Source organism: Mesorhizobium sp. WSM4989, from assembly GCF_029625795.1.
Taxonomy (GTDB): Bacteria; Pseudomonadota; Alphaproteobacteria; order Rhizobiales; family Rhizobiaceae; genus Mesorhizobium.
The window spans coordinates 562,933-582,140 of sequence record NZ_JARTVN010000001.1 but is presented as its reverse complement, the minus strand read 5'-3'; the positions used below and the strand labels follow the sequence as shown (position 1 = coordinate 582,140).

24 protein-coding genes and 1 riboswitch are annotated in these 19,208 nt (G+C 64.2%); of the genes, 19 read left to right on the top strand and 5 right to left on the bottom strand.

Features of this window, described 5'->3' with window-relative positions:
* Positions 1-31: 31 nt before the first annotated feature.
* Together P9217_RS03030 and P9217_RS03025 are read left to right on the top strand one after the other, a co-directional pair.
* Positions 32-610 (top strand): TetR/AcrR family transcriptional regulator, encoded by a 579-nt coding sequence (locus tag P9217_RS03030; RefSeq protein ID WP_278056437.1) that lies wholly within the window; start codon positions 32-34, stop codon positions 608-610.
* Positions 607-1,443 (top strand): DMT family transporter, encoded by an 837-nt coding sequence (locus tag P9217_RS03025; protein ID WP_278086683.1) that lies wholly within the window; start codon positions 607-609, stop codon positions 1,441-1,443. The genes P9217_RS03030 and P9217_RS03025 overlap by 4 nt, the downstream gene beginning before the upstream one ends.
* A 20-nt stretch (positions 1,444-1,463) precedes the next feature.
* Here P9217_RS03025 and P9217_RS03020 read toward each other — a convergent pair whose 3' ends face one another.
* Positions 1,464-2,057, bottom strand: a complete 594-nt coding sequence (locus P9217_RS03020; protein WP_278056469.1) for a TetR/AcrR family transcriptional regulator — start codon at positions 2,055-2,057, stop codon at positions 1,464-1,466.
* A gap of 678 nt (positions 2,058-2,735) precedes the next feature.
* Between P9217_RS03020 and P9217_RS03015 the strand changes: the two genes are divergently transcribed.
* The 5 genes from P9217_RS03015 (at position 2,736) to P9217_RS02995 (ending at position 5,517) form a co-directional block, all read left to right on the top strand.
* Positions 2,736-3,098: a hypothetical protein gene (locus tag P9217_RS03015; protein WP_067330367.1), complete on the top strand. Its 363-nt coding sequence runs from the start codon at positions 2,736-2,738 to the stop codon at positions 3,096-3,098.
* A 257-nt stretch (positions 3,099-3,355) separates the two neighbouring features.
* Complete coding sequence (locus P9217_RS03010) at positions 3,356-3,805, top strand: GNAT family N-acetyltransferase (protein ID WP_278088267.1); 450 nt, start codon at positions 3,356-3,358, stop codon at positions 3,803-3,805.
* 121 nt (positions 3,806-3,926) lie between these two features.
* The gene (locus P9217_RS03005) at positions 3,927-4,523 is read left to right on the top strand and encodes a glutathione S-transferase (protein ID WP_095800053.1); all 597 of its coding nucleotides are present in this window, start codon (positions 3,927-3,929) and stop codon (positions 4,521-4,523) included.
* A 116-nt stretch (positions 4,524-4,639) separates the two neighbouring features.
* Entirely contained in the window at positions 4,640-5,023 is a 384-nt protein-coding gene (locus P9217_RS03000) for a TfoX/Sxy family protein (RefSeq protein ID WP_164748505.1), read from the top strand.
* A 77-nt stretch (positions 5,024-5,100) separates the two neighbouring features.
* Positions 5,101-5,517 carry a GFA family protein gene (locus tag P9217_RS02995; protein ID WP_278086684.1) on the top strand — a complete coding sequence of 139 codons (417 nt, stop codon included), beginning with the start codon at positions 5,101-5,103 and terminating at the stop codon, positions 5,515-5,517.
* Positions 5,518-5,610: 93 nt separating this feature from the next.
* Here the strand turns inward: P9217_RS02995 and P9217_RS02990 are convergent, their stop codons facing one another.
* Positions 5,611-6,261: an outer membrane protein gene (locus tag P9217_RS02990; RefSeq protein ID WP_066995784.1), complete on the bottom strand. Its 651-nt coding sequence runs from the start codon at positions 6,259-6,261 to the stop codon at positions 5,611-5,613.
* A 412-nt stretch (positions 6,262-6,673) separates the two neighbouring features.
* Between P9217_RS02990 and P9217_RS02985 the strand changes: the two genes are divergently transcribed.
* The 8 genes from P9217_RS02985 (at position 6,674) to crcB (P9217_RS02950) (ending at position 12,801) form a co-directional block, all read left to right on the top strand.
* Positions 6,674-7,438 (top strand): SDR family oxidoreductase, encoded by a 765-nt coding sequence (locus P9217_RS02985; RefSeq protein WP_127246187.1) that lies wholly within the window; start codon positions 6,674-6,676, stop codon positions 7,436-7,438.
* Complete coding sequence (gene uvrC, locus P9217_RS02980) at positions 7,435-9,519, top strand: excinuclease ABC subunit UvrC (protein ID WP_278086685.1); 2,085 nt, start codon at positions 7,435-7,437, stop codon at positions 9,517-9,519. Before P9217_RS02985 ends, uvrC begins: the two co-directional genes overlap by 4 nt.
* Before the next feature lie 104 nt (positions 9,520-9,623).
* Positions 9,624-10,220 (top strand): CDP-diacylglycerol--glycerol-3-phosphate 3-phosphatidyltransferase, encoded by a 597-nt coding sequence (gene pgsA, locus P9217_RS02975; RefSeq protein ID WP_067330383.1) that lies wholly within the window; start codon positions 9,624-9,626, stop codon positions 10,218-10,220.
* Position 10,221: 1 nt separating this feature from the next.
* On the top strand, positions 10,222-10,479 hold the full coding sequence (gene moaD, locus P9217_RS02970) for a molybdopterin converting factor subunit 1 (protein ID WP_067330385.1): 258 nt from the start codon (positions 10,222-10,224) through the stop codon (positions 10,477-10,479).
* 1 nt (position 10,480) lies between these two features.
* Positions 10,481-10,960: a molybdenum cofactor biosynthesis protein MoaE gene (locus P9217_RS02965; protein ID WP_095823619.1), complete on the top strand. Its 480-nt coding sequence runs from the start codon at positions 10,481-10,483 to the stop codon at positions 10,958-10,960.
* 218 nt (positions 10,961-11,178) lie between these two features.
* The gene (locus tag P9217_RS02960; RefSeq protein ID WP_095800047.1) at positions 11,179-11,595 is read left to right on the top strand and encodes a YbaY family lipoprotein; all 417 of its coding nucleotides are present in this window, start codon (positions 11,179-11,181) and stop codon (positions 11,593-11,595) included.
* 208 nt (positions 11,596-11,803) lie between these two features.
* A riboswitch (Fluoride riboswitch) is annotated at positions 11,804-11,877 on the top strand.
* Between the two features lie 97 nt (positions 11,878-11,974).
* The gene (crcB, locus tag P9217_RS02955) at positions 11,975-12,367 is read left to right on the top strand and encodes a fluoride efflux transporter CrcB (protein WP_095823910.1); all 393 of its coding nucleotides are present in this window, start codon (positions 11,975-11,977) and stop codon (positions 12,365-12,367) included.
* A gap of 32 nt (positions 12,368-12,399) precedes the next feature.
* Positions 12,400-12,801, top strand: coding sequence for a fluoride efflux transporter CrcB (gene crcB, locus P9217_RS02950; protein WP_278086686.1), 402 nt, complete (start codon positions 12,400-12,402; stop codon positions 12,799-12,801).
* 142 nt (positions 12,802-12,943) lie between these two features.
* On the opposite strand, the gene ndk is transcribed toward crcB (P9217_RS02950), so the two are convergent.
* Positions 12,944-13,366, bottom strand: coding sequence for a nucleoside-diphosphate kinase (ndk, locus tag P9217_RS02945; RefSeq protein WP_095823617.1), 423 nt, complete (start codon positions 13,364-13,366; stop codon positions 12,944-12,946).
* Positions 13,367-13,542: 176 nt separating this feature from the next.
* On the opposite strand from ndk, the gene P9217_RS02940 reads away from it, so the two are divergent.
* Positions 13,543-13,758, top strand: coding sequence for a hypothetical protein (locus P9217_RS02940; RefSeq protein WP_067330396.1), 216 nt, complete (start codon positions 13,543-13,545; stop codon positions 13,756-13,758).
* A 139-nt stretch (positions 13,759-13,897) separates the two neighbouring features.
* On the opposite strand, the gene P9217_RS02935 is transcribed toward P9217_RS02940, so the two are convergent.
* Entirely contained in the window at positions 13,898-14,590 is a 693-nt protein-coding gene (locus P9217_RS02935) for a glutathione S-transferase family protein (protein WP_095800044.1), read from the bottom strand.
* Between the two features lie 54 nt (positions 14,591-14,644).
* Here P9217_RS02935 and P9217_RS02930 point away from each other — a divergent pair, with 54 nt between their 5' ends.
* The 3 genes from P9217_RS02930 (at position 14,645) to P9217_RS02920 (ending at position 16,928) form a co-directional block, all read left to right on the top strand.
* Positions 14,645-15,154 (top strand): DinB family protein, encoded by a 510-nt coding sequence (locus P9217_RS02930; protein WP_067330402.1) that lies wholly within the window; start codon positions 14,645-14,647, stop codon positions 15,152-15,154.
* A 226-nt stretch (positions 15,155-15,380) separates the two neighbouring features.
* A complete protein-coding gene (locus P9217_RS02925; protein WP_278086687.1) occupies positions 15,381-15,956 on the top strand; it encodes a hypothetical protein in 576 nt (191 codons plus the stop codon).
* Between the two features lie 186 nt (positions 15,957-16,142).
* Positions 16,143-16,928, top strand: coding sequence for a GGDEF domain-containing protein (locus P9217_RS02920; protein ID WP_095800041.1), 786 nt, complete (start codon positions 16,143-16,145; stop codon positions 16,926-16,928).
* Positions 16,929-17,010: 82 nt separating this feature from the next.
* Here the strand turns inward: P9217_RS02920 and P9217_RS02915 are convergent, their stop codons facing one another.
* Positions 17,011-19,092 (bottom strand): ATP-dependent helicase, encoded by a 2,082-nt coding sequence (locus P9217_RS02915; protein WP_127216509.1) that lies wholly within the window; start codon positions 19,090-19,092, stop codon positions 17,011-17,013.
* Positions 19,093-19,208: the final 116 nt, after the last annotated feature.

Genomic DNA, 19,208 nt, shown 5'->3' with positions numbered 1-19,208 from the left:
AGACAAACCTGTCTCATCACCAGGCAGCAGAATGCCCTCATCGCCCTCCGCCAAACGCCAGCATGTTGTCGACACCGCGTATTCGCTGTTCAAGCGCGACGGCTTCCACGCCACCGGCATCGACCGCATTATCGCCGAGGCCGACATCGCCAAGATGACGATGTACCGCCACTTCCCGGCGAAGGACGATCTGATCGTCGCGGTGCTGGAGCACCGCGCGGCGCGTTTCGAACGCCAGCTCGACCGGCTGGCCGCGGCGGCGGACACGGCGGAAGCGAAGATCTTCACGATACTGGACTGGCACGAACGCTGGTTTCGCGATCCGGCTTTCCACGGCTGCCTGTTCGCGCACGCGCTCGCCGAGTTCGGCGATCCCGATCATCCGGTGTTCAAGGCAGCCAGCCGCCAGAAGAAGGGTTTGCGGGCGCGCCTGCGCGCCATCCTGGAAGAAGAGATGCCGCCGGAGCGGGCCGAGGGCGTCGCCACGGCGCTGCTGATGCTGATCGAGGGCGCGACGCTGATGGCCCAGATGGGGGAGGCTGATGCCGCCGTCGCCAATGCGCGCAAGGCGGCTTCCGCCATCCTCGCCGGCGCGCGGGGCCCCCAATGAACGCGACGGTCGTCGGGCTCGCGCTGTCCGCGGCCATTTTGCATGCCAGCTGGAACGCCTTCCTACGGACCGGGGCCGACAGGCTGTGGACGGTCACAGTCATGAGCTTCTCGAGCACTGCCGCTGCTATTGTCCTGGCGCTCTTCCATCCGCTGCCGGCTGCGGCTGCCTGGCCCTATGTCGTGCTGTCGGCCGTCCTTCAGGTCGGCTACAGCGTGTTCCTGGTTGCGGCCTACCGCCATGGCGAGCTCGGGCAGGTTTATCCGATCGTGCGCGGCAGCGTGCCGCCGTTGGTGGCGCTCGGCGGCTTCCTGTTGGCCGGCCAGCGGCTCGCCGCGCCGGAACTCATCGGCGTCGCGCTGGTCGCCTGCGGCATTATGGCTCTGTCAGTCGGGCGGGGCAGGGCCTCAGTGACATCGATCCTCTACGCATTGGCCACCGGCATCATCATCGCGGTCTATGCGACGGTCGACGCGATCGGCGTGCGCGTCGCCGGCGACAGCGCCGCCTACACCGCCTGGGTGCTGCTGATTTACGGTGCCCTGCTGCCGGCGGCTTTCGTCGGCCTGCGCGGCAGGCTCACTGTCGACCTGCGTGCGCCGGAAACACGCAAGGCCTTGAGCGGCGGTCTATTCGCGCTGCTGGCCTATGGCGCGGTGGTCGCCGCCTTCGCGCTGGGGCCGGCCGGGCCGATCACCGCCATCCGTGAGACCAGTGTCGTCTTCGCGGCCTTCATCGGCCGCTTTTTCCTCGGCGAGCAGTTGACGCCGCGCCGTATCGGAGCCTGTGCCGTCGTCGCGCTGGGCGCGATCTGCCTCGGCTATCGACCCTGACGGCGTCGGTCTCGCGATCGTCACGCTCGCGCGCCCTGGCCGGACAGATAGGCGCAGATCAGCTCGCCGAGCTGCTTCTGCAGCTCCGGCGCATCGAGCATGTTGCGGCGCGCCGCATTGTGGATCACGCCCTCGACGGCTGAGGAGAGCACGCGCGCCACGGTCTCGGTATTTTTCAGGCGCCGGCGGTATTGCGCGACGGCCGCCGCATAGTGCTCGAGATAGTGGGCCTGGAACGAGGCATGCGCGGCGCGCGAGCCGCGGTCGCCCGGCGTCTCGTCGAGCAGCACCTGATGCAGCGTCGGGTGAATGCTGTGCGCGGCGATCATGCCGCGCACCAGTTCGCGCGCGAATTGCCTGAGCGGCTTCTCCTCGGCCGCGGCTTCGCGAATGACGGACAGCACATGGTCGAAGTGGCGGCGTCGGATGGCGTCGACCAGCGCAAGCTTGTCGGGGAAATATTGATAGAGCGACCCGATGCTCACGCCCGCGGTCTCGGCCACCTTGTTGGTGCTGAAGCCCGCCCAGCCGATCTCGCTTAGAACGCGGGCACCTGCTTCGATTATCGCCTCGACGGTGGCGACCGAGCGCGCCTGGCGCGGCTCCTTGCGCATGCGCGGGGCTGGCTTTGCAATGCGAGTAGACATCCCCAACCTGCCTCCCGAGAATATAAGCAGGATACTCACATTTGGCCTGAGAGCAATTCCAGGAAGTGCGAAGCGGTTTTCCGTCCGGAATTGCGACCAAGGAAGAACCGCAATTCCAGGACTATGCGCAACGGTTTTCTCCCCTCCGAACTTGCGAGGAGCATGGAACGGCGGAGTCCTCACGCCGTCTGCAGTGGAGCCTGAGCGGATCAAGCTCTCCAGCGGCAGTTTTTTGAATGTGAGCTGTAAGCTCGCTTTTTGCCGCGCAAGCTTTGCCCCTTCGCCGGTTCGGTTCTGCTCCGCCTTGACTTGTAAATCTTTCCGCTGGACAAGATGAGGTGCTTTGTATGGTGTGCGTTGTCCATTATGAGCAATACGCTCACATCTACGCTCTGCGCGGCATCAAGATGTCTGGATGATCCGGCGATAGAGAGCATCGGGAATTCTCGACGGCGCAATTTCACTTCGACGAGCAAAGATTCTCTGTCGTTTTTTTTGCCGATGCCCTTGTCAACGCGTCTTGCGTAACCAAAATTCAATAACTGAAATTCATTGTGTTGCTTCGCTGGCTAGATAGCCGCGAGTCAGATATGCATGAGCACGCCGGGTCACTCACGACCTTGGGCAAAACGCAAGGGGCATCGCATGGCAAAGACGACAACCAAGGCGCCGGCGGCGAAAGCGCCGGCAAAGAAAGCGGCACCGAAGGCTGCCGCGAAACCTGCAGCAGCGAAGAAGGCAGCGGCACCGAAGGCAGCAGCCAAGGCTCCGGCCAAGGCTCCGGCCAAGGCAGCGGCAAAGCCTGCGGCGAAGGCTGCGGCTAAGCCGGCCGCGAAGGCGGCAGCCAAGCCCGCCGCGAAGGCGGCAGCGAAGCCCGCCGCCAAGAAGCCGGCAGCGAAGGCAGCGGCCAAGCCCGCCGCCAAGGCGCCGATGAAAGCAGCAGCCGCCAAGTCGACGGCAGCCGTGAAGAAGGCAGCGCCTGCCAAGAAGGCGCCGGCCAAGAAGTAATCGCGTAACTTCGCTCGCGAGCCTGAACAGGCGAGGGTGGGTGCCGTCGAGGCGCCCCTCTCGCCAGTTCGGCGTGACAGCGGGCGAAGTGGATCGGTAAAGGCCTGTCCTGAAAGCTCCTGGAAATTTGCCGCCCGGCAAACTTCCGGGAGCTTTTTTATTGCGCGACCGGCTCGCATCGTCACGATCCGTTCTGGTCCGGGCGATGTCGGCTGCTGCCGCACGTCGATCAGGTAGAAAGGGTTGATCATGGCTTTGTGGCTTGGAATTCGACGGGCAGGCGAGGCGATGCCGAAGCGGTAAGCCGGGTCATTGTTGCCGCTCTGCGGAAAAACAACGCCAGGGATTACGGGCCGGAAATCATCGCCCGCGTTGAGCAGAGCTTCAGCCCCTCGGCCGTGCTGCAACTTTTCAAGAAGCGCCAAGTCTTTGTCGCCGTTTGCGGCGACAAAATTGTCGGTACCGCGGGGCTGGACGGAACAATGGTTCGATCTGTGTTCGTCGATCCTGAATTTCAGGGACGCGGCGTCGGCAGCCGGCTGATGCTGGAGATCGAGGAAGCAGCGCGGGCAAACGGCGCGACGGTGCTGACGGTGCCGTCCTCGGTCACCGCGGAGCGATTTTATTTCAGACTTGGCTTCCGCGCGCTCCGGGACTCCTTCCACGACGACGAACGAACCATCATCATGGAGCGGTCCCTGAAGTAGCGGCGGCACGCGCCGCTCGAACAAGGTGCGGCCAATTGGCGGTAGGTTTTGGCGACGCTGGCCGTTGCTCTGGCAAGAGCATTCGGTCAACAGTGCGCGCGGACAATCAGGAACCCGATCCATGCCGAAGCTGCTCTACGCCTCCACCTCTCCCTATAGTTCGAAGGTCCGCATGGCCGCCGCCTATGCCGGCATCGCCATCGACCTCGTGCCGGTCAAGACGGAGGACAAGCCGGCGGAGCTGATCTCGGCCAATCCGCTGGGCAAGATCCCGGTGCTGGTGCTGGAGGACGGCCGCACGATCCACGACAGCCGGGCGATCACCCAGCATCTCAACCGGCTGTCGAAGAACGTGCTGTTCCCGCGCAACCCCGACAAGCGGCTCGAGGCCGAGGTGCTGGAGGCGCTGGCCGACGGCATCTGCGACTGCGCGCTGTCGATGGTCTATGAGCGGCGCACGCGCCCCGACGCCATGGTTTATCAACCCTGGCTCGACCGCCAGTGGGCGAAGATCACCGCCGCGCTCGACCTGCTCAACGCCAACCCGCCGAAACTGCCCAAGAAGATCACCGCCGGCCAGCTGGCGCTGCGTGCCACCCTCGGCTATCTCGCGCTGCGTTTCGGCGGCCAGTGGGAAAAGGGCCGCGGCCGGCTTACACGTTGGGCCGCGCGCTTCGACGAAAAGTTTCCGGAACTGAAGGGCTGCGTGCCGGGGTAAACAGCTCATCTCCACCCTTGTGGGGGAGATCGGCAGCCTCGCCGCCGCGCCTCCCCATATTGAATTGTCGCCCGGATTCGTGATTGCATAGGCCGTGCAATTACGAAGTGGTTCGCATGGCGAAGTCGGTCACCCAAACAATCGTCGCCCCCGACCCGATGGTCGAGCGCTTGCGCGCGGCCCTTGGCCGGCGCGCTTTCACGGAACAGAAAATGTTCGGCGGCACCTGCTTCATGATCAACGGCAATATGCTGGTCGGCACCTCGAAGCGCGGCTTGCTGGTGCGTGTCGGCAAGGACGGGCACGCGGCCGCAGCCGCACGGCCCCATGCGCGGCCGATGGAAATGGGCGGGCGTTCGATGGAAGGCTATATCCACGTCGCGCCGGAAGGCACTGCAACCGAGGCAGATCTCGCCGAGTGGATCGATCGTGCGCTGGCTTTCGTCGAGACACTGCCGCCGAAGGTCAAACCCGCCAAGGTCGCAAAGCGGCCAGCCTGAACAGATCGCGCCGCCTATCCTTCACATCGGCCGTGTCGGCGGGGGTCGGCCCGGGCACGCAGTCGGCGGAGGAAGCGATGGCATCTCTGGCGGGACGTTGCATGTTCGGCGCGGTCACCTGGATCTATTCCGGAGAGCTCACGCGAAATCTTGTCTGTCACTGCGCCGATTGCCAGCGCGCCACGTCCGCTCCCTTCACTGCTTTCCTCGGCATGAGGCCGGAGCAGCTGAACTGGGCCGGCGTCATCAGGCACTATGAAAGCAGCCCGAACACCTTTCGCGGGTTCTGCCCGTCCTGCGGCACCAGGCTCTACTTCCGCTCCGACAGATGGCCCGGCGAGATCCACGTTCACGCCGCGACCATGACCGACCCGGCCGACTACCGTCCGGACGCCCAGGTCTTCTCGCGCTCGCGCGCGAATTGGCTCGACCAGCTGCAGTCGATTTCAGCCCATGAGGCTTTCCAGCAGGCGCCATCCACCGGGTTGCGTTGAAGGCGTGGCCAAACGTGTCGGCCTGGGGCAACGCCAACCACAAAAAAAGCCGGGCGCGCGGCCCGGCTTTTTCCGTGTCGTGGCTTGGACGACTTAGAACTTCATACCGACGCCGAAGAGGACGCGGTTGTCCTTCGACTTGACGTTGCCGACATTGTCGAAATTCTTGTCGCCGTAGTCGGTGTAGCGGTACTCGACACGACCGAACACGTTGTCGGTGATCTTGATGTCGGTGCCGACACCGGCCGTCCAGCCCAGCATCGCCTTGCTGTCGCTGCTGACGCCGTCGTCGATCTTCTGGTTCTTGGCGGCGAGACCGCCGGTGCCATAGAGCAGGATTTCCGGGGTCACGGCATAGCCGAGGCGAGCGCGCAGCGAGCCTTCGAGGCCGCCCTTCGCATCGATGCCCGCGCTGTCGCCCTTGACGCCATTGTAGCCGAGATCGGCTTCAGCGCCGTAGACGAAGTTGTCCTGCTGCCACTGGTAGCCGCCGAAGACGCCGCCGATGAAGCCCTTGGTCTTCACATTGACGCCGATGTCGCGGGCGTCGGCATGGCCGCTGAAGCCGTAGCCGAGGCTGATACCGGCATAGGGGCCGGCCCAGGAAGCGACGGGGAGTTCGGCGACCGGGGCCGGTGCCGGCGGCTCTTCGGTGACGGCGTCTGCGGCATAAGCGGTACCACCGAGGGCGAAGAGCCCGAGCGCAACCGCCAGCGGCCGCGCAAACTTGAGATTAGCTTGCATTGTTGTTTACTCCTTAAGCCACAAGACACGAGGCTTTTTATGTTCATGAATGCCCCCGGCCCGTCCGGGGGGATAAACGGGCCTGGCGTTCAACGGTTCCAAATGTCGTGCTGAAATACGGCTGAAGCGAACCTGAACTTGGGTAATTCCCTGGCGCGAATGAGGCCAAAAGGTGACGTTGCATCTTCGCAACAGCGAATGTCAGCACGCTAGCCATGTTGCGCTGCACACCGCTTGGGTCAAGGGGTTCGGGGACATATATTGCATTATGAAACTTCCGCAATCCGGGTCGGCAGCGTGCGTACGGGCCGCTTCGCCACATTCCTGCCCCAGGTAGAAATGGCATTTAACGCTTGGCCCGTCATATTGTGCCGGCTTCCCGGAATCGTGAAGCCGATAGAGGATTGACGACATGAAAGAAGCCTTTGGCGTGGTGCTGGTGACGGGTGGAGCGAAAAGGATCGGCAAGGCGATCGTCGAGGACCTTGCCGCGCATGGCTTTGCCGTGGCCATCCATGCCAATCGTTCCGGAGCCGAGGCCGAGGCGCTGGCCAGCCGCATCAGGAACCAGGGCGGCCGTGCCGCCGTGCTCGCCGCCGACCTCACCGATATGAAAGCCGTCGGCGATCTGGTTGGCCGCTCCGAAGCTGCCCTTGGCCCGGTCACGCTCCTCGTCAACAACGCCTCCTTGTTCGTCGACGACCGTATCGAGGATTTCGACTGGCAGGCCTGGGACCGCCATTTCGCCATTCATCTGAAGGCGCCGGCGCTGCTGGCGCAGAACTTTGCTCGCGCCTTGCCGGAAGGCGCGGAGGGACTGATCGTCAACGTCATCGACCAGCGTGTCTGGCGGCCGACGCCGCGCTATTTCTCTTACGCGCTGTCGAAATCGGCCCTGTGGACGCAAACCCAGATGCTGGCGCAGGCGCTGGGGCCGCGCATTCGCGTCAATGCCATCGGCCCCGGCCCGACGCTGAAGAACAAGCGCCAGGACGACGATGATTTCGGCAGGCAGGTCGAAGGACTGATTCTGAAGCGCGGCCCGCAATTGCCGGAATTCGGCGCCACCATCCGCTATCTTTGGGAAGCGCGCTCCGTCACCGGCCAGATGATCGCGCTCGACGGCGGCCAGCATCTTGCATGGCAGACGCCCGATGTGACAGGCATGGTGGAATGAGTCCTGCCCATAAACACAGCCCCCTCGGCGCCGCCGATGATTTGCCGCCCGATCTCGACATCGAGGACGAGGCGTCGGAGGAAATCGTCGAGCCGGAGGCGGTTGCCGCCGGTCCCGACGTCGCTTTCACCGCTATCGACTGGACGCCGCATGCCGGCGACGCCGACGGCATGGTCGGCGCCGAGGTGATCCAGACTTTGGTCAAGCGGCTGCCCAACCAGCCGGGCGTCTACCGAATGATGAACGCCGCCGGCGACGTGCTCTATGTCGGCAAGGCGCGCAGCCTGAAGAAGCGCGTCACCAACTATGCGCAGGGGCGCTTCCACACCGCCCGCATCGGCCGCATGGTGCGCGAGACGGCGACGATGGAATTCGTCGTCACCCGCACCGAGATCGAGGCGCTGCTGCTCGAGGCCAACCTCATCAAGCGGCTGAGGCCCCGCTTCAACGTGCTGATGCGGGACGACAAGTCGTTCCCTTACATCCTGGTTACCGGCGACCATGTTTCGCCCGGCATCTACAAGCATCGCGGCGCGCGCTCGCGCAAGGGCGACTATTTTGGGCCCTTCGCTTCCGCCGGCGCGGTCGGGCGCACCATCAATTCGCTGCAGCGCGCCTTCCTGCTGCGAAGCTGCACGGATTCCTTCTACGAGAACCGCACGCGACCTTGCCTGCTCTACCAGATCAAGCGTTGCGCCGGTCCCTGCACCGGCGAGATATCGCATCGTGGCTATGCCGAGCTGGTTGCCGAGGCGAAGGATTTTCTCTCCGGCCGCAGCCAGAAGGTGAAGACCGAGATCTCGGCCGCTATGCAACAAGCCTCCGAAGAGCTCGATTTCGAGCGGGCCGCTATCTACCGGGATCGCCTGGCGGCGCTGTCGCATGTGCAGGCGCATCAGGGCATCAACCCGCAGACTGTGGAAGAGGCGGATGTCTTTGCCATCCACCAGGAAGGCGGCCAGACCTGCATCCAGGTGTTCTTCTTCCGCACCGGCCAGAACTGGGGCAACCGCGCCTATTTTCCCAAGGCCGATCCGGCGCTGGAGCCGGCCGAGGTGCTGGGCTCCTTCCTCGCGCAGTTCTATGACGACAAGCTGCCGGCGCGTACGCTGCTTCTCTCCCAGGCGGTGCAGGAGCAGGAGCTGCTCGCCGAGGCGCTCTCCACCCGTGCCGGGCGCAGGATAGCGATCTCGGTGCCGCAGCGCGGCGAGAAGAAGGATCTCACAGATCACGCGCTGCAGAACGCGCGTGAGGCGCTCGGCCGCAGGCTGGCGGAAACGTCGACGCAGGTGCGGCTATTGCAAGGTTTTGCCGAGACCTTCGGCCTCCCAAGGCCGCCTGTGCGCATCGAGGTCTACGACAACTCGCACATCATGGGCACCAATGCGGTCGGCGCCATGGTCGTCGCCGGGCCGGAAGGTTTTGTGAAGAACCAGTACCGAAAGTTCAACATCCGCTCGACCGAGATCACGCCCGGCGACGATTTCGGCATGATGCGCGAGGTGATGGAGCGCCGCTTCTCGCGGCTGCTCAGGGAGCACGGCGACGTCCAGCCTTCAATCGGAGCGGGCGCGGAGGCCGAGGACGATGCGGCCGAGGATCTTGTCGAGGGAATCGGCAGCTTCCCGGCATGGCCGGACGTCATCCTGATCGACGGCGGCCAGGGGCAAATGACGGCGGTGCGCAAGATCCTGTCCGATCTCGGCATCGAGGACCGGGTCGTCGCCATCGGCATCGCCAAGGGCCAGGACCGCGACGCCGGGCGCGAGCGCTTCTTCGTCAAGGGCAGGGACTCTTTCACGCTGCCGGTGCGCGACCCGGTGCTCTATTTCGTCCAGCGCCTGCGCGACGAGGTGCATCGCTTCGCCATCGGCTCGCACCGCGCCCGCCGCAAGAAGGAGATGGTCAAGAGCCCGCTCGACGAGATCGTCGGCATCGGCCCAGGCCGCAAGCGGGCGCTGCTTCACCATTTCGGCACCGCCAAGGCGGTCAGCCGCGCCGCGGTCGAGGACCTAGTCAAGGTCGATGGCATTTCCGAGCACGTGGCGAAGCTGGTCTACAACCATTTTCATGACAGCTGACCATTCTTGCGCCTATTTTGGGTTGACCAATCGAATCTCGCCTGTTGACCCCCCACATTGGCTTCTGATTTGAGTAGGCAGGCGGAGAGAGATCCCGATCAGATATGGCCCAGCGCGCTTTCAACCTGCCGAACATCCTCACCTACGCCCGCATCATCGCGGTGCCGCTGGTGGTGCTGTGCTTTTTTCTCGAAGGCCATCTGAAGTCCTCCGACTTTGCCCGCTGGTCGGCGCTCGCCATCTTCCTGCTCGCCTCCATCACCGACTATTTCGACGGCTATTTCGCGCGCGCCTGGCAGCAGACCTCCAACATCGGCAAGATGCTGGACCCGATCGCCGACAAGCTCCTGGTCGCCACCTGCCTGCTCTTGCTCGCCGCCGACACCGACCGCCATGCCGGCATTGCCGGTTGGTCGCTATGGGCGGCGATTATCATCCTGTGCCGCGAGATTCTTGTCTCGGGCCTGCGCGAATATTTGGCCGCGCTGAAGGTCTCGGTTCCGGTGACCCAACTCGCCAAATGGAAGACGACCATCCAGATGGTCGCCATCGCCTTCCTGCTCGTCGGCCCGGCCGGCGACAAGATCTTCCCGCTGACCACCCAAATCGGCCTGGTGCTCTTGTGGATCGCGGCACTTGTCACCCTCTACACCGGCTACGACTATTTCCGGGCCGGCCTGAAACACATCATGGACGAGTGAGATGTCGACCAAGCTCATCTATTTCGCCTGGGTGCGCGAGCGGATCGGCAAGCCGGAAGAGCATGTCGAGCTGCCCGCCGGCGTCGAGACCGTCGCCGACCTGTTGCGCTGGCTGAAGTCGCGCGGCGAGGAATACGAAAACGCGCTGCAATATCCGGACGTCATCCGCGTCGCCATCAACCAGGAACATGTCGGCCACCGCGAGAAAATCGCGGGCGCGCGCGAGATCGCGCTGTTTCCGCCGATGACCGGGGGCTGAGATGGCGAGCACGGTCGTGCCGGCCATCCGCGTCCAGCGGGAGGATTTCGACGTCGCCGCCGAGATTGCCGCGCTGACCGAAGGCCGTGCCGACATCGGCGCCGTGGTCACCTTCTCCGGCCTCTGCCGTGACGAGCAAGGCGCGCTCGCCGCCCTCGAGCTCGAGCACTATCCCGGCATGGCCGAGGCCGAGATCGGCCGCATCGCCACTGAGGCCATCGGGCGTTGGCCGCTGCAGGGGCTCACTGTCGTCCACCGCCATGGAAAAATCGCGCCGGGCGAAAACATCGTGCTGGTGGTCGCGGCCTCCGCGCATCGCCAGGCGGCCTTCGAGGCGGCGAATTTCCTGATGGATTACCTGAAGTCGCGCGCGCCCTTCTGGAAGAAGGAGCACCGTGCCGACGGCTCCGAAGGCGGCTGGGTCGAGGCCAAGGAAGCCGACGACGAAGCCGCGGATCGTTGGAAGACCCCGGACAAGTAAGCCAGGACGGCATTGCCTTGGCGATCGCCCCATCCGGCGCGCTTCGCAGCACCTTCTCCCCTTGGGGAGAAGAGGGTCGCCCCGAACTGCTCTTCGCAATTTCGGTTGGCAATCCGCCTGAGGGACAAGCCGGCGAATTTCCTCCCCAAGGCCATCGAACGACCGCAATCCTTCCCGACCTTGCAAATCGGTTTGATTTGCTGGGCGGGAGCAATCTTATGCTGGACAGGATCGCGGAATTTTTCATCTTCGGCCTTGTGCCGCTGGTGGTCGGCGTGCTTGCCGTGCCGGAGTTCACCAGTGCCGCCGAAAAGACGATTGCCGGCGAGGTGACCTATCGCGAGCGCATCGCGCTGCCGCCCAATGCCGTGCTTTCGGTCGAACTCGCCGACATCTCGCTGGCCGGCGCGCCGGCGACGCTCGTCGGCCAGCGCAAGATCGTCGTGGCCGGCCAGGTGCCGATCAAATTCGAGATCGGCTTCGATCCCAAGGCAATCCAGCCCGGCAGGGCCTACGCGCTGCAGGCCCGCATAACGGTCGATGACCGGCTGATCTTCCTCACCGACACTCGCCACCAGGTCGATCCGCTGGACGGCAAGCCGCAGACCATCGTGCTGAAGAAGGTCACGTCGTAGCCTGGTTCGCAAAATTTCCGACACGCCGGAAACGCATAGAGACGAGGGATCGCGGCCGCTTCTGCGTCAGCCCCGGGAGTTCCGGTCTCTCGTCCGCCACCGCGTCCGCCACCATAACGGATTCGGCAAATGTTAACGGGGCGCGAAGAAGCGCGTCGCAACCATAGTGGCCCCGATTGACCGCGACCCCGCGACCACCTAGTTTCCCTCGTCAAATGGGGATGGGGTTCCCCCGAAACCGCCCGAGCTTTTCGCATCTGGGCTGATGACTCCTGCCAGGCGTGCTTTCGCGCGGCAGGATTTCTTTTTCCGCTCGCACACGCCTGTCTTGATGGCGCGATTCCCGCGAGGAATCGCTTTGTGGAAAGGCAAAGAAGCGATGAGCCTTGCGGCCTGCGCCCTGGTCCTGATCGGCGGCTTCCTCGGCGGTGTTTCCCGCTTCTTCCTGTCGGGCCTTTTCGGCCGCAGCGTCGGCGAGACCTTTCCCTGGGGCACGCTGGTGGTCAACGTCTCCGGCGCGCTTGCCATCGGCGCCTTCGCAGGCGCGGCGCGGGCCGTCGGCGGCATCTTTTCCGCCGAACTCGTGCGCGACCTGATCGTGGTCGGTCTGTTCGGCGGCTACACCACGGTTTCGTCCTTCTGCCTGCAGACGCTCAACCTCGCGCTCGACGGCGAGCGGCGGCTCGCCGCTCTCAACATCGTGGCTTCGGCGGCGCTCTGCGTGCTTGCCGTCGCCTTTGGGTTTTGGACCGTCGTGCGGATGGCGGGGTAGGGCGCATGTTTGGAAACGATAGACAGACAGCCATGCGGCTTTATCTGGCGGTGGGCTGCGGCGCGGCCATCGGTTCGCTGGCGCGCTTTTTATGCGGCTACGTCGTCGTCTCGCTGCTGGGCTGGAGCGCGCTGCTTGCAACGGCGTTCGTCAACGTCGTCGGCTCCTGGGTCATCATGTTCTTTTCCACGCTGACCCGGCCGGATGGACGCTTGATGGTCGGCCCGGCCGTCCGCCAGTTCGTGACCGGCGGCTTCTGCGGCGGTCTCACCACCTTTTCGTCGATGAGCCTCGACACCTTCATCCTGCTTCTCGAGGGCGACCTCGGCCTTGCGGCGACCTATCTTGTCAGTGTGGTGGTGCTGTCGCTTGCGTCGGCCTGGCTCGGCTATCTCATGGCGACCAGGTTCAACCGCTTGCCGATCACCAGGTGATCAGGGAGGAGAGCATGGCACTTCTCGCCGGCTCGGAGGCCTCCGGCGCAGCCGCGGGCATCGCCCGTTCCTAAAGCCTGCACGGCCGGCCCGCTCCAACAAAAAGGCGGCCCGAGAGCCGCCTTGCCGGGACCGAAGCGTCTCAGCCGACGATCTCGGTGTCGGAGAACCAGTACCTGATCTCCTGCGCGGCGGTCTCCGGCGCGTCCGAGCCGTGCACCGAATTTTCGCCGATCGACAGCGCATGCACCTTGCGGATGGTGCCCTCGGCCGCATTGGCCGGGTTGGTGGCGCCCATCACTTCGCGGTTCTTGGCGATGGCGTTCTCGCCCTCCAGCACCTGCACGACGGTCGGGCCCGACGACATGAATTCGACCAGCTCGCCGAAGAAAGGACGATCCTTGTGGACGGCGTAGAAGCCTTCGGCCTCGCGGCGGCTCATCCATACGCGACGCGACGCGACGACGCTGAGGCCCGCGTCTTCCAGCATCTTGGTGATGGCGCCGGTCAGATTGCGCTTGGTGGCATCCGGCTTGATCATGGAGAAGGTGCGTTCGATCGCCATTGGGTCGTCCTTGTTCTGGGAATGGAAATTGGAGTGGCGGGCTCTATACAAGCCGCTTGGCGGCTTGCCAAGGGGAGGCGGCTTCTGGTCAAGGCCGGCTGTTTGCGGGATAATTGGACGGCTGAGAGCGCGCTTCGCGTGCAGTCCGGAGCGCCGCGGCAGCGGAGCAGGAGGCGATGAACCGGCTCTACCTCAAACGCGACGATATCGCCGGCATTTTCTTGATGGCCGTGGTCCTTGCCGTGATCGTCTTCGTCCTGCTGTTCTTTCCACAAACCGGACAGCAGAATTTCGGCTTCGGCCCGGAATGGCAATGCGCCCGCATGGGAGAGGGCGATCCGATCTGCGTCAGGCTGGTCGAAAAGGATGAAGCCGGAAAATTCCCGCCTTGAGGGGGAGATGGCCGGCAGCACAGAGCGGGGCGCCGCGCGTGAAACGCCGACTTCTTCTTTCGCAAGTAGGCGCCGCAGCTGTTGAGGCGCCCACTCTGTCACCTTCGGCGACATCTTCCCACAAGAGGAAGATTAGCGCTTACGCCGCCGCGGCGACCTGCCGGCCGATTCCGCCATGCAGGTCGAGGCAGCGTTCGAACCATTCGGCAACGCCGTCGCCCGTCTCGAGCAGCTGGTAGGGCGAGGCGACGCGCGCCCATTGCAGCGCCCCGAACACGATGTAGTCGGCAAACAGCGGCGATGTCCCGCCGATGAAAGGCTGATAGCTGAGCATCGAGCGCAGCGGCTCGAGCGAGGCACGAAAGCCGGCAAGCCCCTCGTCGCGGCCGGCCACCACCTCTTCGAGCCGCTTGCCGAGCCGCTGCTCGCGGCTCTCGCGGAAATAGGCGCGGTTCGCCTCGTCCTGCATGCTGTGCAGATCGGTGAGCAGCACCGTCATGAGGTAAGGATGGATGGTGAGCTGCGACCAGCGTTCGATGAAGCGCGCCGTCGCCTTGCCGCCTTCGCCGCCGAACAACGTCGGCCGCTCGGGGTAGGCTTCGTCGAGATAAAGGGCGATGGCGAAGGAATCGGCCACCACGCGCTCGCCATCGCGGATCACCGGCACCGTCTTCGACGCGCCGCCTTCCACCTTGGGGACTTCCAGAAAGCGCGTCGGCACCTTGGTGGCATCGAGCCCTTTGTGGGCCAGCGCCATCTTCGTCTTCCAGCAATGCGGACTGAAGGGGCGTTTTGCGTCGTGGCCGACGAGATCATAGAACAGAATGGTCATTACGGTTCCTGCGGGTTACGAAGAGCCGGGATTCGTTGCGAGCCGGGTGGAAGAATGAAACAGCATTTCATGATGTTTGCGGCCTACAATCAATGGGCCAACACGCGCATCTATGATGCCGCCGCCGATCTCAGCGAAGAGGAACTCGGCCGCGATGTCGGCGCCTTCTTCGGCTCGACGCTGGGCACGCTCAATCACCTGCTCGTCACCGACCGCGTCTGGATGAAGCGCTTTACGGGCGAGGGGGACGCGCCCTCAAACCTTGCGACGATCCTCTATCGCGCCTTCCCGGGCTTGCGCCTGGCACGCGAGGCCGAGGACAGGAGGATCGTCGACTGGATGGGCGGCATGACCGATAAGGCGCTCACCGGGCGATTTTCCTATATGACCACCGACATGCGCACCGTTTCGCAGCGGCTGGCGCCGGCGCTCAGCCATCTCTTCAATCACCAGACCCACCATCGCGGCCAGGCGCATATGTGCCTTACCGTCCTCGGCAGACCCTCGGTGTCGCTTGACCTGATGCAGTTCCAGCGCTCCGAAGAAGGCCGCGCCTACGCCTGAAGCTTGCAGGGATTCCGGTTGGCCAATTCCGGAAAACAAAAAACACGACAATTTCGTCTATATTTTTAAAGCAGAAGCATCGTTTTTGAAAACTATAATTCGTCATATGCGAAATAGCTAAAGAAACCGAAAGGGCACTCTCGGCCTATTTCTGTCTCAAAAACTACCTCTAGAAAAGCGCAACAAATGATGCAAGGCGGAAATACACAACCACAGGGAGAGTGTCATGGCCAGTATCGTAAAAAGGTTCGCCAGCACATTGGCGAGTGGTGCAATCGTCGTTGCTCTTGCCATGCCGGCGAACGCCCAGAGCGTCGGGGTCGGCGGCCTCGGCGGCGTATCCGTAGGCGGCAACAGCGCCGACGCCAATGCGGGCGGCCCAAATGGGGCTGACGGCAATGCATCCTTCGGCGGCAGCAACAGCAGCGCCAGGGTTTCGATCGGCGGCGCAAGCGGCGGCAGCGGAACCGCCACCATCGGCGGCAGCAGTTCCACGGCCACGGCATCGATCGGCGGGACAAACGGGGCTGGAGCCGATGCGACTTTGGGCAACGGCACCAATAGCGCGCTCAACGTGACGACGGGCGGCGCGAACGGCGCTGGCGTCGCCCTCGGCGCTGGCGCCGCCGTTCCTGGAACCGTCGGCGCGACGCCGGGAACGACGAACCTGTCTTCCGCCGTCGCTCAAATGTCGAGCAGCCAGTTGTCGCGGATGAAGAAGCGCTGCGTCGATGTGCTCAGCAGCGAAGGCACCTATGATCGTGATCTGAGGGCGCTCTGCCTGATGATTTCGCGTCGTTGACGGCGCGCAACGAGCGCCTCTGGCCAATTGCAAAGCCCGCCGCTGCGTCGGCGGGCCTTCTTTCAGCTGGTATCGCGGTGCGGCGTGCTCGACGCCTGGTTAACCACATTCCCATTGAAGCCAGTATATTAGGACTTCGTTTGCGCTCGCGCTCCACAATAGGCCAGTTGTAGTGGGAGCAATGCCATGCGCATCGATTTGTCCCCCACCAGTTGGGGCAGGGTCGCGCTGGTCACCGTTGCCGGCACGGCATTCTTCATTGCCGCGGCCTTCTTCGTCGATTCCTTCAACTTTCCCTCGCTGTCACCCGAAGCGCTGCTCTGGGCCAAGCTCACCGACCTGTTCCTGCCGCTCATCCTTGGCGGCTCCTTCCTGTTCTTCCTGATGTGGAAGATGCGCCAGCTGGCCATCGCCCAGAAGGAGCTCAGCATCATTGCCGCGACCGACAGCCTGACGGCGGTCTTCAACCGCGGCGCTTTCTCGATGCTGGTCGAGGCCTATCTCGACAAGGCTCGCAGCCATGCGGTCGCCGAAGCCGGCGCGCTGCTGATCGTCGATGCCGACCATTTCAAGTCGATCAACGACCGGCTCGGCCACGATTGCGGCGACCAGGCGCTGAAGCTGATCGCGAGCACGATCCGGAGCCAGCTCCACGGCGCCGACATCGTCGGACGCATCGGCGGCGAGGAATTCGCGGTCTTCCTTCCGGGCGCCGACGCGACGCGCTCCTTCCTGGTCGCCGAGTCGATCAGACTGCGTATCCGCGAGGCCGAGTTCGCGCCGGGCGGGCAGCCGTGCCCGCTTTCGGTCAGCATCGGCGGCGTCGCGTTCAGCGGGCCCACCACCTATCACCACATGTTTCGGGTCGCGGACAGGCATCTTTACAAGGCGAAGTCGAACGGACGCGACCAGGTGAGCTTCGAAAGCCCGCGCAGCAGGCTATCCGGCGAGGCCGCCGGCACGTTCCACTGAACGAACCCGCGCAGCAGGGAACGGAGCGCCCTCACCAGCGGTGGGGCTGAGTAGGAGTGTCGTCCCGCCTTTGGGTAGGCGTCTATTTCCACATGCCGCGCATGCGCGCGCCGAGATCGACCTTGACGCCCGGCTTTTGGCGCGGGTCGTCCGTGATCGCCGCGCTCGCCCAGGATGACTGTTCGAAAGCCGAAAGCATCGAGGCCGGGATAAAGCGGGTGCGCGAGGCATAGACGTGACGGTCGCCGCGGGCCGGCTGATTGTGCGGATAAAAGCGCTGCGGCACCACCAGGTGCAGGCTGTCCTTGGCGCGCGTCATCGCCACATAGAGCAGCCGCCGCTCCTCCTCGATATCCTCCTTGGTACCGACGCCGAGATCGGCCGGGATGCAGCCGTCGACCGTGTTGAGCACGAAGACGTTCTTCCACTCCTGGCCCTTGGCCGAATGGATCGTGGACAGGATCAGGTAATCCTCGTCGCGATGCGGCGGGCCGGCCTGGTCGCTGGTGGCGTCGGGCGGGTCGAGCGTCAGCTCGGTCAGGAAACGCTCGCGCGAGGGATAGCCCGACGCGATCTGCTCGAGCTGCAACAGGTCGGCCCGGCGCGTGATCGCGTCCTCGTGGATGCGCTCCAGATGCGGCTCGTACCAGAGCCTGACCCGCTCGAGGTCGGCCGGCCATTTGGCGCCGGCGCGCAGCCCGCTGTAGATGTCGAGGAAGACCGGCCAGTCTTCGGCCGCGCGCTGCGGCGGCCGGAAGCGTGCAAGGCCGAGCGTCTCGTCGAGCGACGTCGCCATCGCCTCGACGATCTGTGAGGCGGCCGAAGGCCCGATGCCGGGCATCAACTGCAGCACCCGGAAGCCGGCGATCCTGTCGCGCGGGTTCTCGGCAAAGCGCAGCATCGCCAGCATGTCTTTCACATGCGCGGCATCGAGGAATTTCAGCCCGCCGAATTTGACGAAGGGGATGTTGCGCCGCGTGAGCTCCACCTCCAGCGGCCCGCTGTGATGCGAGGCGCGGAACAGCACGGCTTGCGCCTTGAGCGCCGTGCCGGCCTCGCGCTCGGCAAGGATCGCCTGGCAGACATAATTGGCCTGCTCAGCCTCGTCGCGCACGCTTACCAGTTGCGGCCTGTGCGACGACCGGCGTTCGGTCCAGAGATTCTTGGTGAAACGCTCGCTTGCCTCGCCGATTACTTTGTTGGCGGCGGCTAGGATCGGCTCGGTCGAGCGGTAATTGCGCTCCAGCATGACGATCTCGGTGCCTTGCGCGAACTGTTTTGGGAAATCGAGAATGTTGCGCACTTCCGCGGCCCGGAAGGAATATATCGACTGTGCGTCATCGCCCACCACGGTCAAGCCCGCGCCGTCCGGCTTCAGCGCCAACAGAATAGAGGCCTGCAGCCGGTTGGTGTCCTGGTATTCGTCGACCAGCACGTGGTCGAAGCGGGAGCCAAGGTGAGCGGCGATCTCCGGCTCGGCCGCCATCTGCGCCCAGTAGAGCAAAAGGTCGTCGTAATCGAGCACGTTCTGCGCCTGCTTGGCCTCGACATATGCCGCGAACAGCTCCTTCAGCTGTTCCGCCCATCCTGAGCACCAGGGAAAGGCCGAGCCCAGCACCTCGCCGAGCGGCGCCTGGGCGTTCACCGCCCGCGAATAGATCTGCAGGCAGGTGGCTTTGGTCGGAAAACGGCTTTCGGTCTTGGAAAAACCGAGCTCGTGCCGGGCAAGGTTCATCAGGTCGGCCGAATCCTCGCGATCGTGGATGGTGAAAGCCGGATCGAGGCCGATCTGCTCGGCATAGTCGCGCAAGAGTCTGGCGCCGATACCGTGGAAAGTACCGGCCCAGGATAGCGCATCGGCGATGATCGCGGCATCGCGGCCCAGCACCTCGCCGGCGATGCGCTCGACGCGCTTCGCCATTTCAGCCGCGGCGCGGCGCGAAAAGGTCATCAAAAGGATGCGGCGCGGATCGGCGCCCTTGACGATGAGGTGCGCCACGCGATGCGCCAGCGTGCTGGTCTTGCCGGAGCCGGCCCCGGCGATCACCAGCAGCGGCGCGGCCACCTTGCCGTCGCCATGCACCACCGCCAGCCGCTGCTCGTCGTTCAGCCGGGCAAGATAGGCAGGAGTTTCGAAGGACGAATCACGGGCGGCGATGTTCATCGCCCATCAAGCATCGTTTCCGCTTTGTTCGCAATACAGCTAATCTCGCCCAAAGGCGGCCAAGTGGGGGGCGATGCCCGGCAGGGCAGAGGGGACGCTGTACGCGCCGGCATGTG

Coding starts and splice junctions, on each gene's coding strand:
- P9217_RS03030 (WP_278056437.1), top strand. CDS start 32: ATGCCCTCATCGCCCTCCGCCAAACGCCAGCATGTTGTCGACACCGCG.
- P9217_RS03025 (WP_278086683.1), top strand. CDS start 607: ATGAACGCGACGGTCGTCGGGCTCGCGCTGTCCGCGGCCATTTTGCAT.
- P9217_RS03020 (WP_278056469.1), bottom strand. CDS start 2,057: ATGCGCAAGGAGCCGCGCCAGGCGCGCTCGGTCGCCACCGTCGAGGCG.
- P9217_RS03015 (WP_067330367.1), top strand. CDS start 2,736: ATGGCAAAGACGACAACCAAGGCGCCGGCGGCGAAAGCGCCGGCAAAG.
- P9217_RS03005 (WP_095800053.1), top strand. CDS start 3,927: ATGCCGAAGCTGCTCTACGCCTCCACCTCTCCCTATAGTTCGAAGGTC.
- P9217_RS03000 (WP_164748505.1), top strand. CDS start 4,640: ATGGCGAAGTCGGTCACCCAAACAATCGTCGCCCCCGACCCGATGGTC.
- P9217_RS02995 (WP_278086684.1), top strand. CDS start 5,101: ATGGCATCTCTGGCGGGACGTTGCATGTTCGGCGCGGTCACCTGGATC.
- P9217_RS02990 (WP_066995784.1), bottom strand. CDS start 6,261: ATGCAAGCTAATCTCAAGTTTGCGCGGCCGCTGGCGGTTGCGCTCGGG.
- P9217_RS02985 (WP_127246187.1), top strand. CDS start 6,674: ATGAAAGAAGCCTTTGGCGTGGTGCTGGTGACGGGTGGAGCGAAAAGG.
- uvrC (WP_278086685.1), top strand. CDS start 7,435: ATGAGTCCTGCCCATAAACACAGCCCCCTCGGCGCCGCCGATGATTTG.
- pgsA (WP_067330383.1), top strand. CDS start 9,624: ATGGCCCAGCGCGCTTTCAACCTGCCGAACATCCTCACCTACGCCCGC.
- moaD (WP_067330385.1), top strand. CDS start 10,222: ATGTCGACCAAGCTCATCTATTTCGCCTGGGTGCGCGAGCGGATCGGC.
- P9217_RS02965 (WP_095823619.1), top strand. CDS start 10,481: ATGGCGAGCACGGTCGTGCCGGCCATCCGCGTCCAGCGGGAGGATTTC.
- P9217_RS02960 (WP_095800047.1), top strand. CDS start 11,179: ATGCTGGACAGGATCGCGGAATTTTTCATCTTCGGCCTTGTGCCGCTG.
- crcB (WP_095823910.1), top strand. CDS start 11,975: ATGAGCCTTGCGGCCTGCGCCCTGGTCCTGATCGGCGGCTTCCTCGGC.
- crcB (WP_278086686.1), top strand. CDS start 12,400: ATGCGGCTTTATCTGGCGGTGGGCTGCGGCGCGGCCATCGGTTCGCTG.
- ndk (WP_095823617.1), bottom strand. CDS start 13,366: ATGGCGATCGAACGCACCTTCTCCATGATCAAGCCGGATGCCACCAAG.
- P9217_RS02940 (WP_067330396.1), top strand. CDS start 13,543: ATGAACCGGCTCTACCTCAAACGCGACGATATCGCCGGCATTTTCTTG.
- P9217_RS02935 (WP_095800044.1), bottom strand. CDS start 14,590: ATGACCATTCTGTTCTATGATCTCGTCGGCCACGACGCAAAACGCCCC.
- P9217_RS02930 (WP_067330402.1), top strand. CDS start 14,645: ATGAAACAGCATTTCATGATGTTTGCGGCCTACAATCAATGGGCCAAC.
- P9217_RS02925 (WP_278086687.1), top strand. CDS start 15,381: ATGGCCAGTATCGTAAAAAGGTTCGCCAGCACATTGGCGAGTGGTGCA.
- P9217_RS02920 (WP_095800041.1), top strand. CDS start 16,143: ATGCGCATCGATTTGTCCCCCACCAGTTGGGGCAGGGTCGCGCTGGTC.
- P9217_RS02915 (WP_127216509.1), bottom strand. CDS start 19,092: ATGAACATCGCCGCCCGTGATTCGTCCTTCGAAACTCCTGCCTATCTT.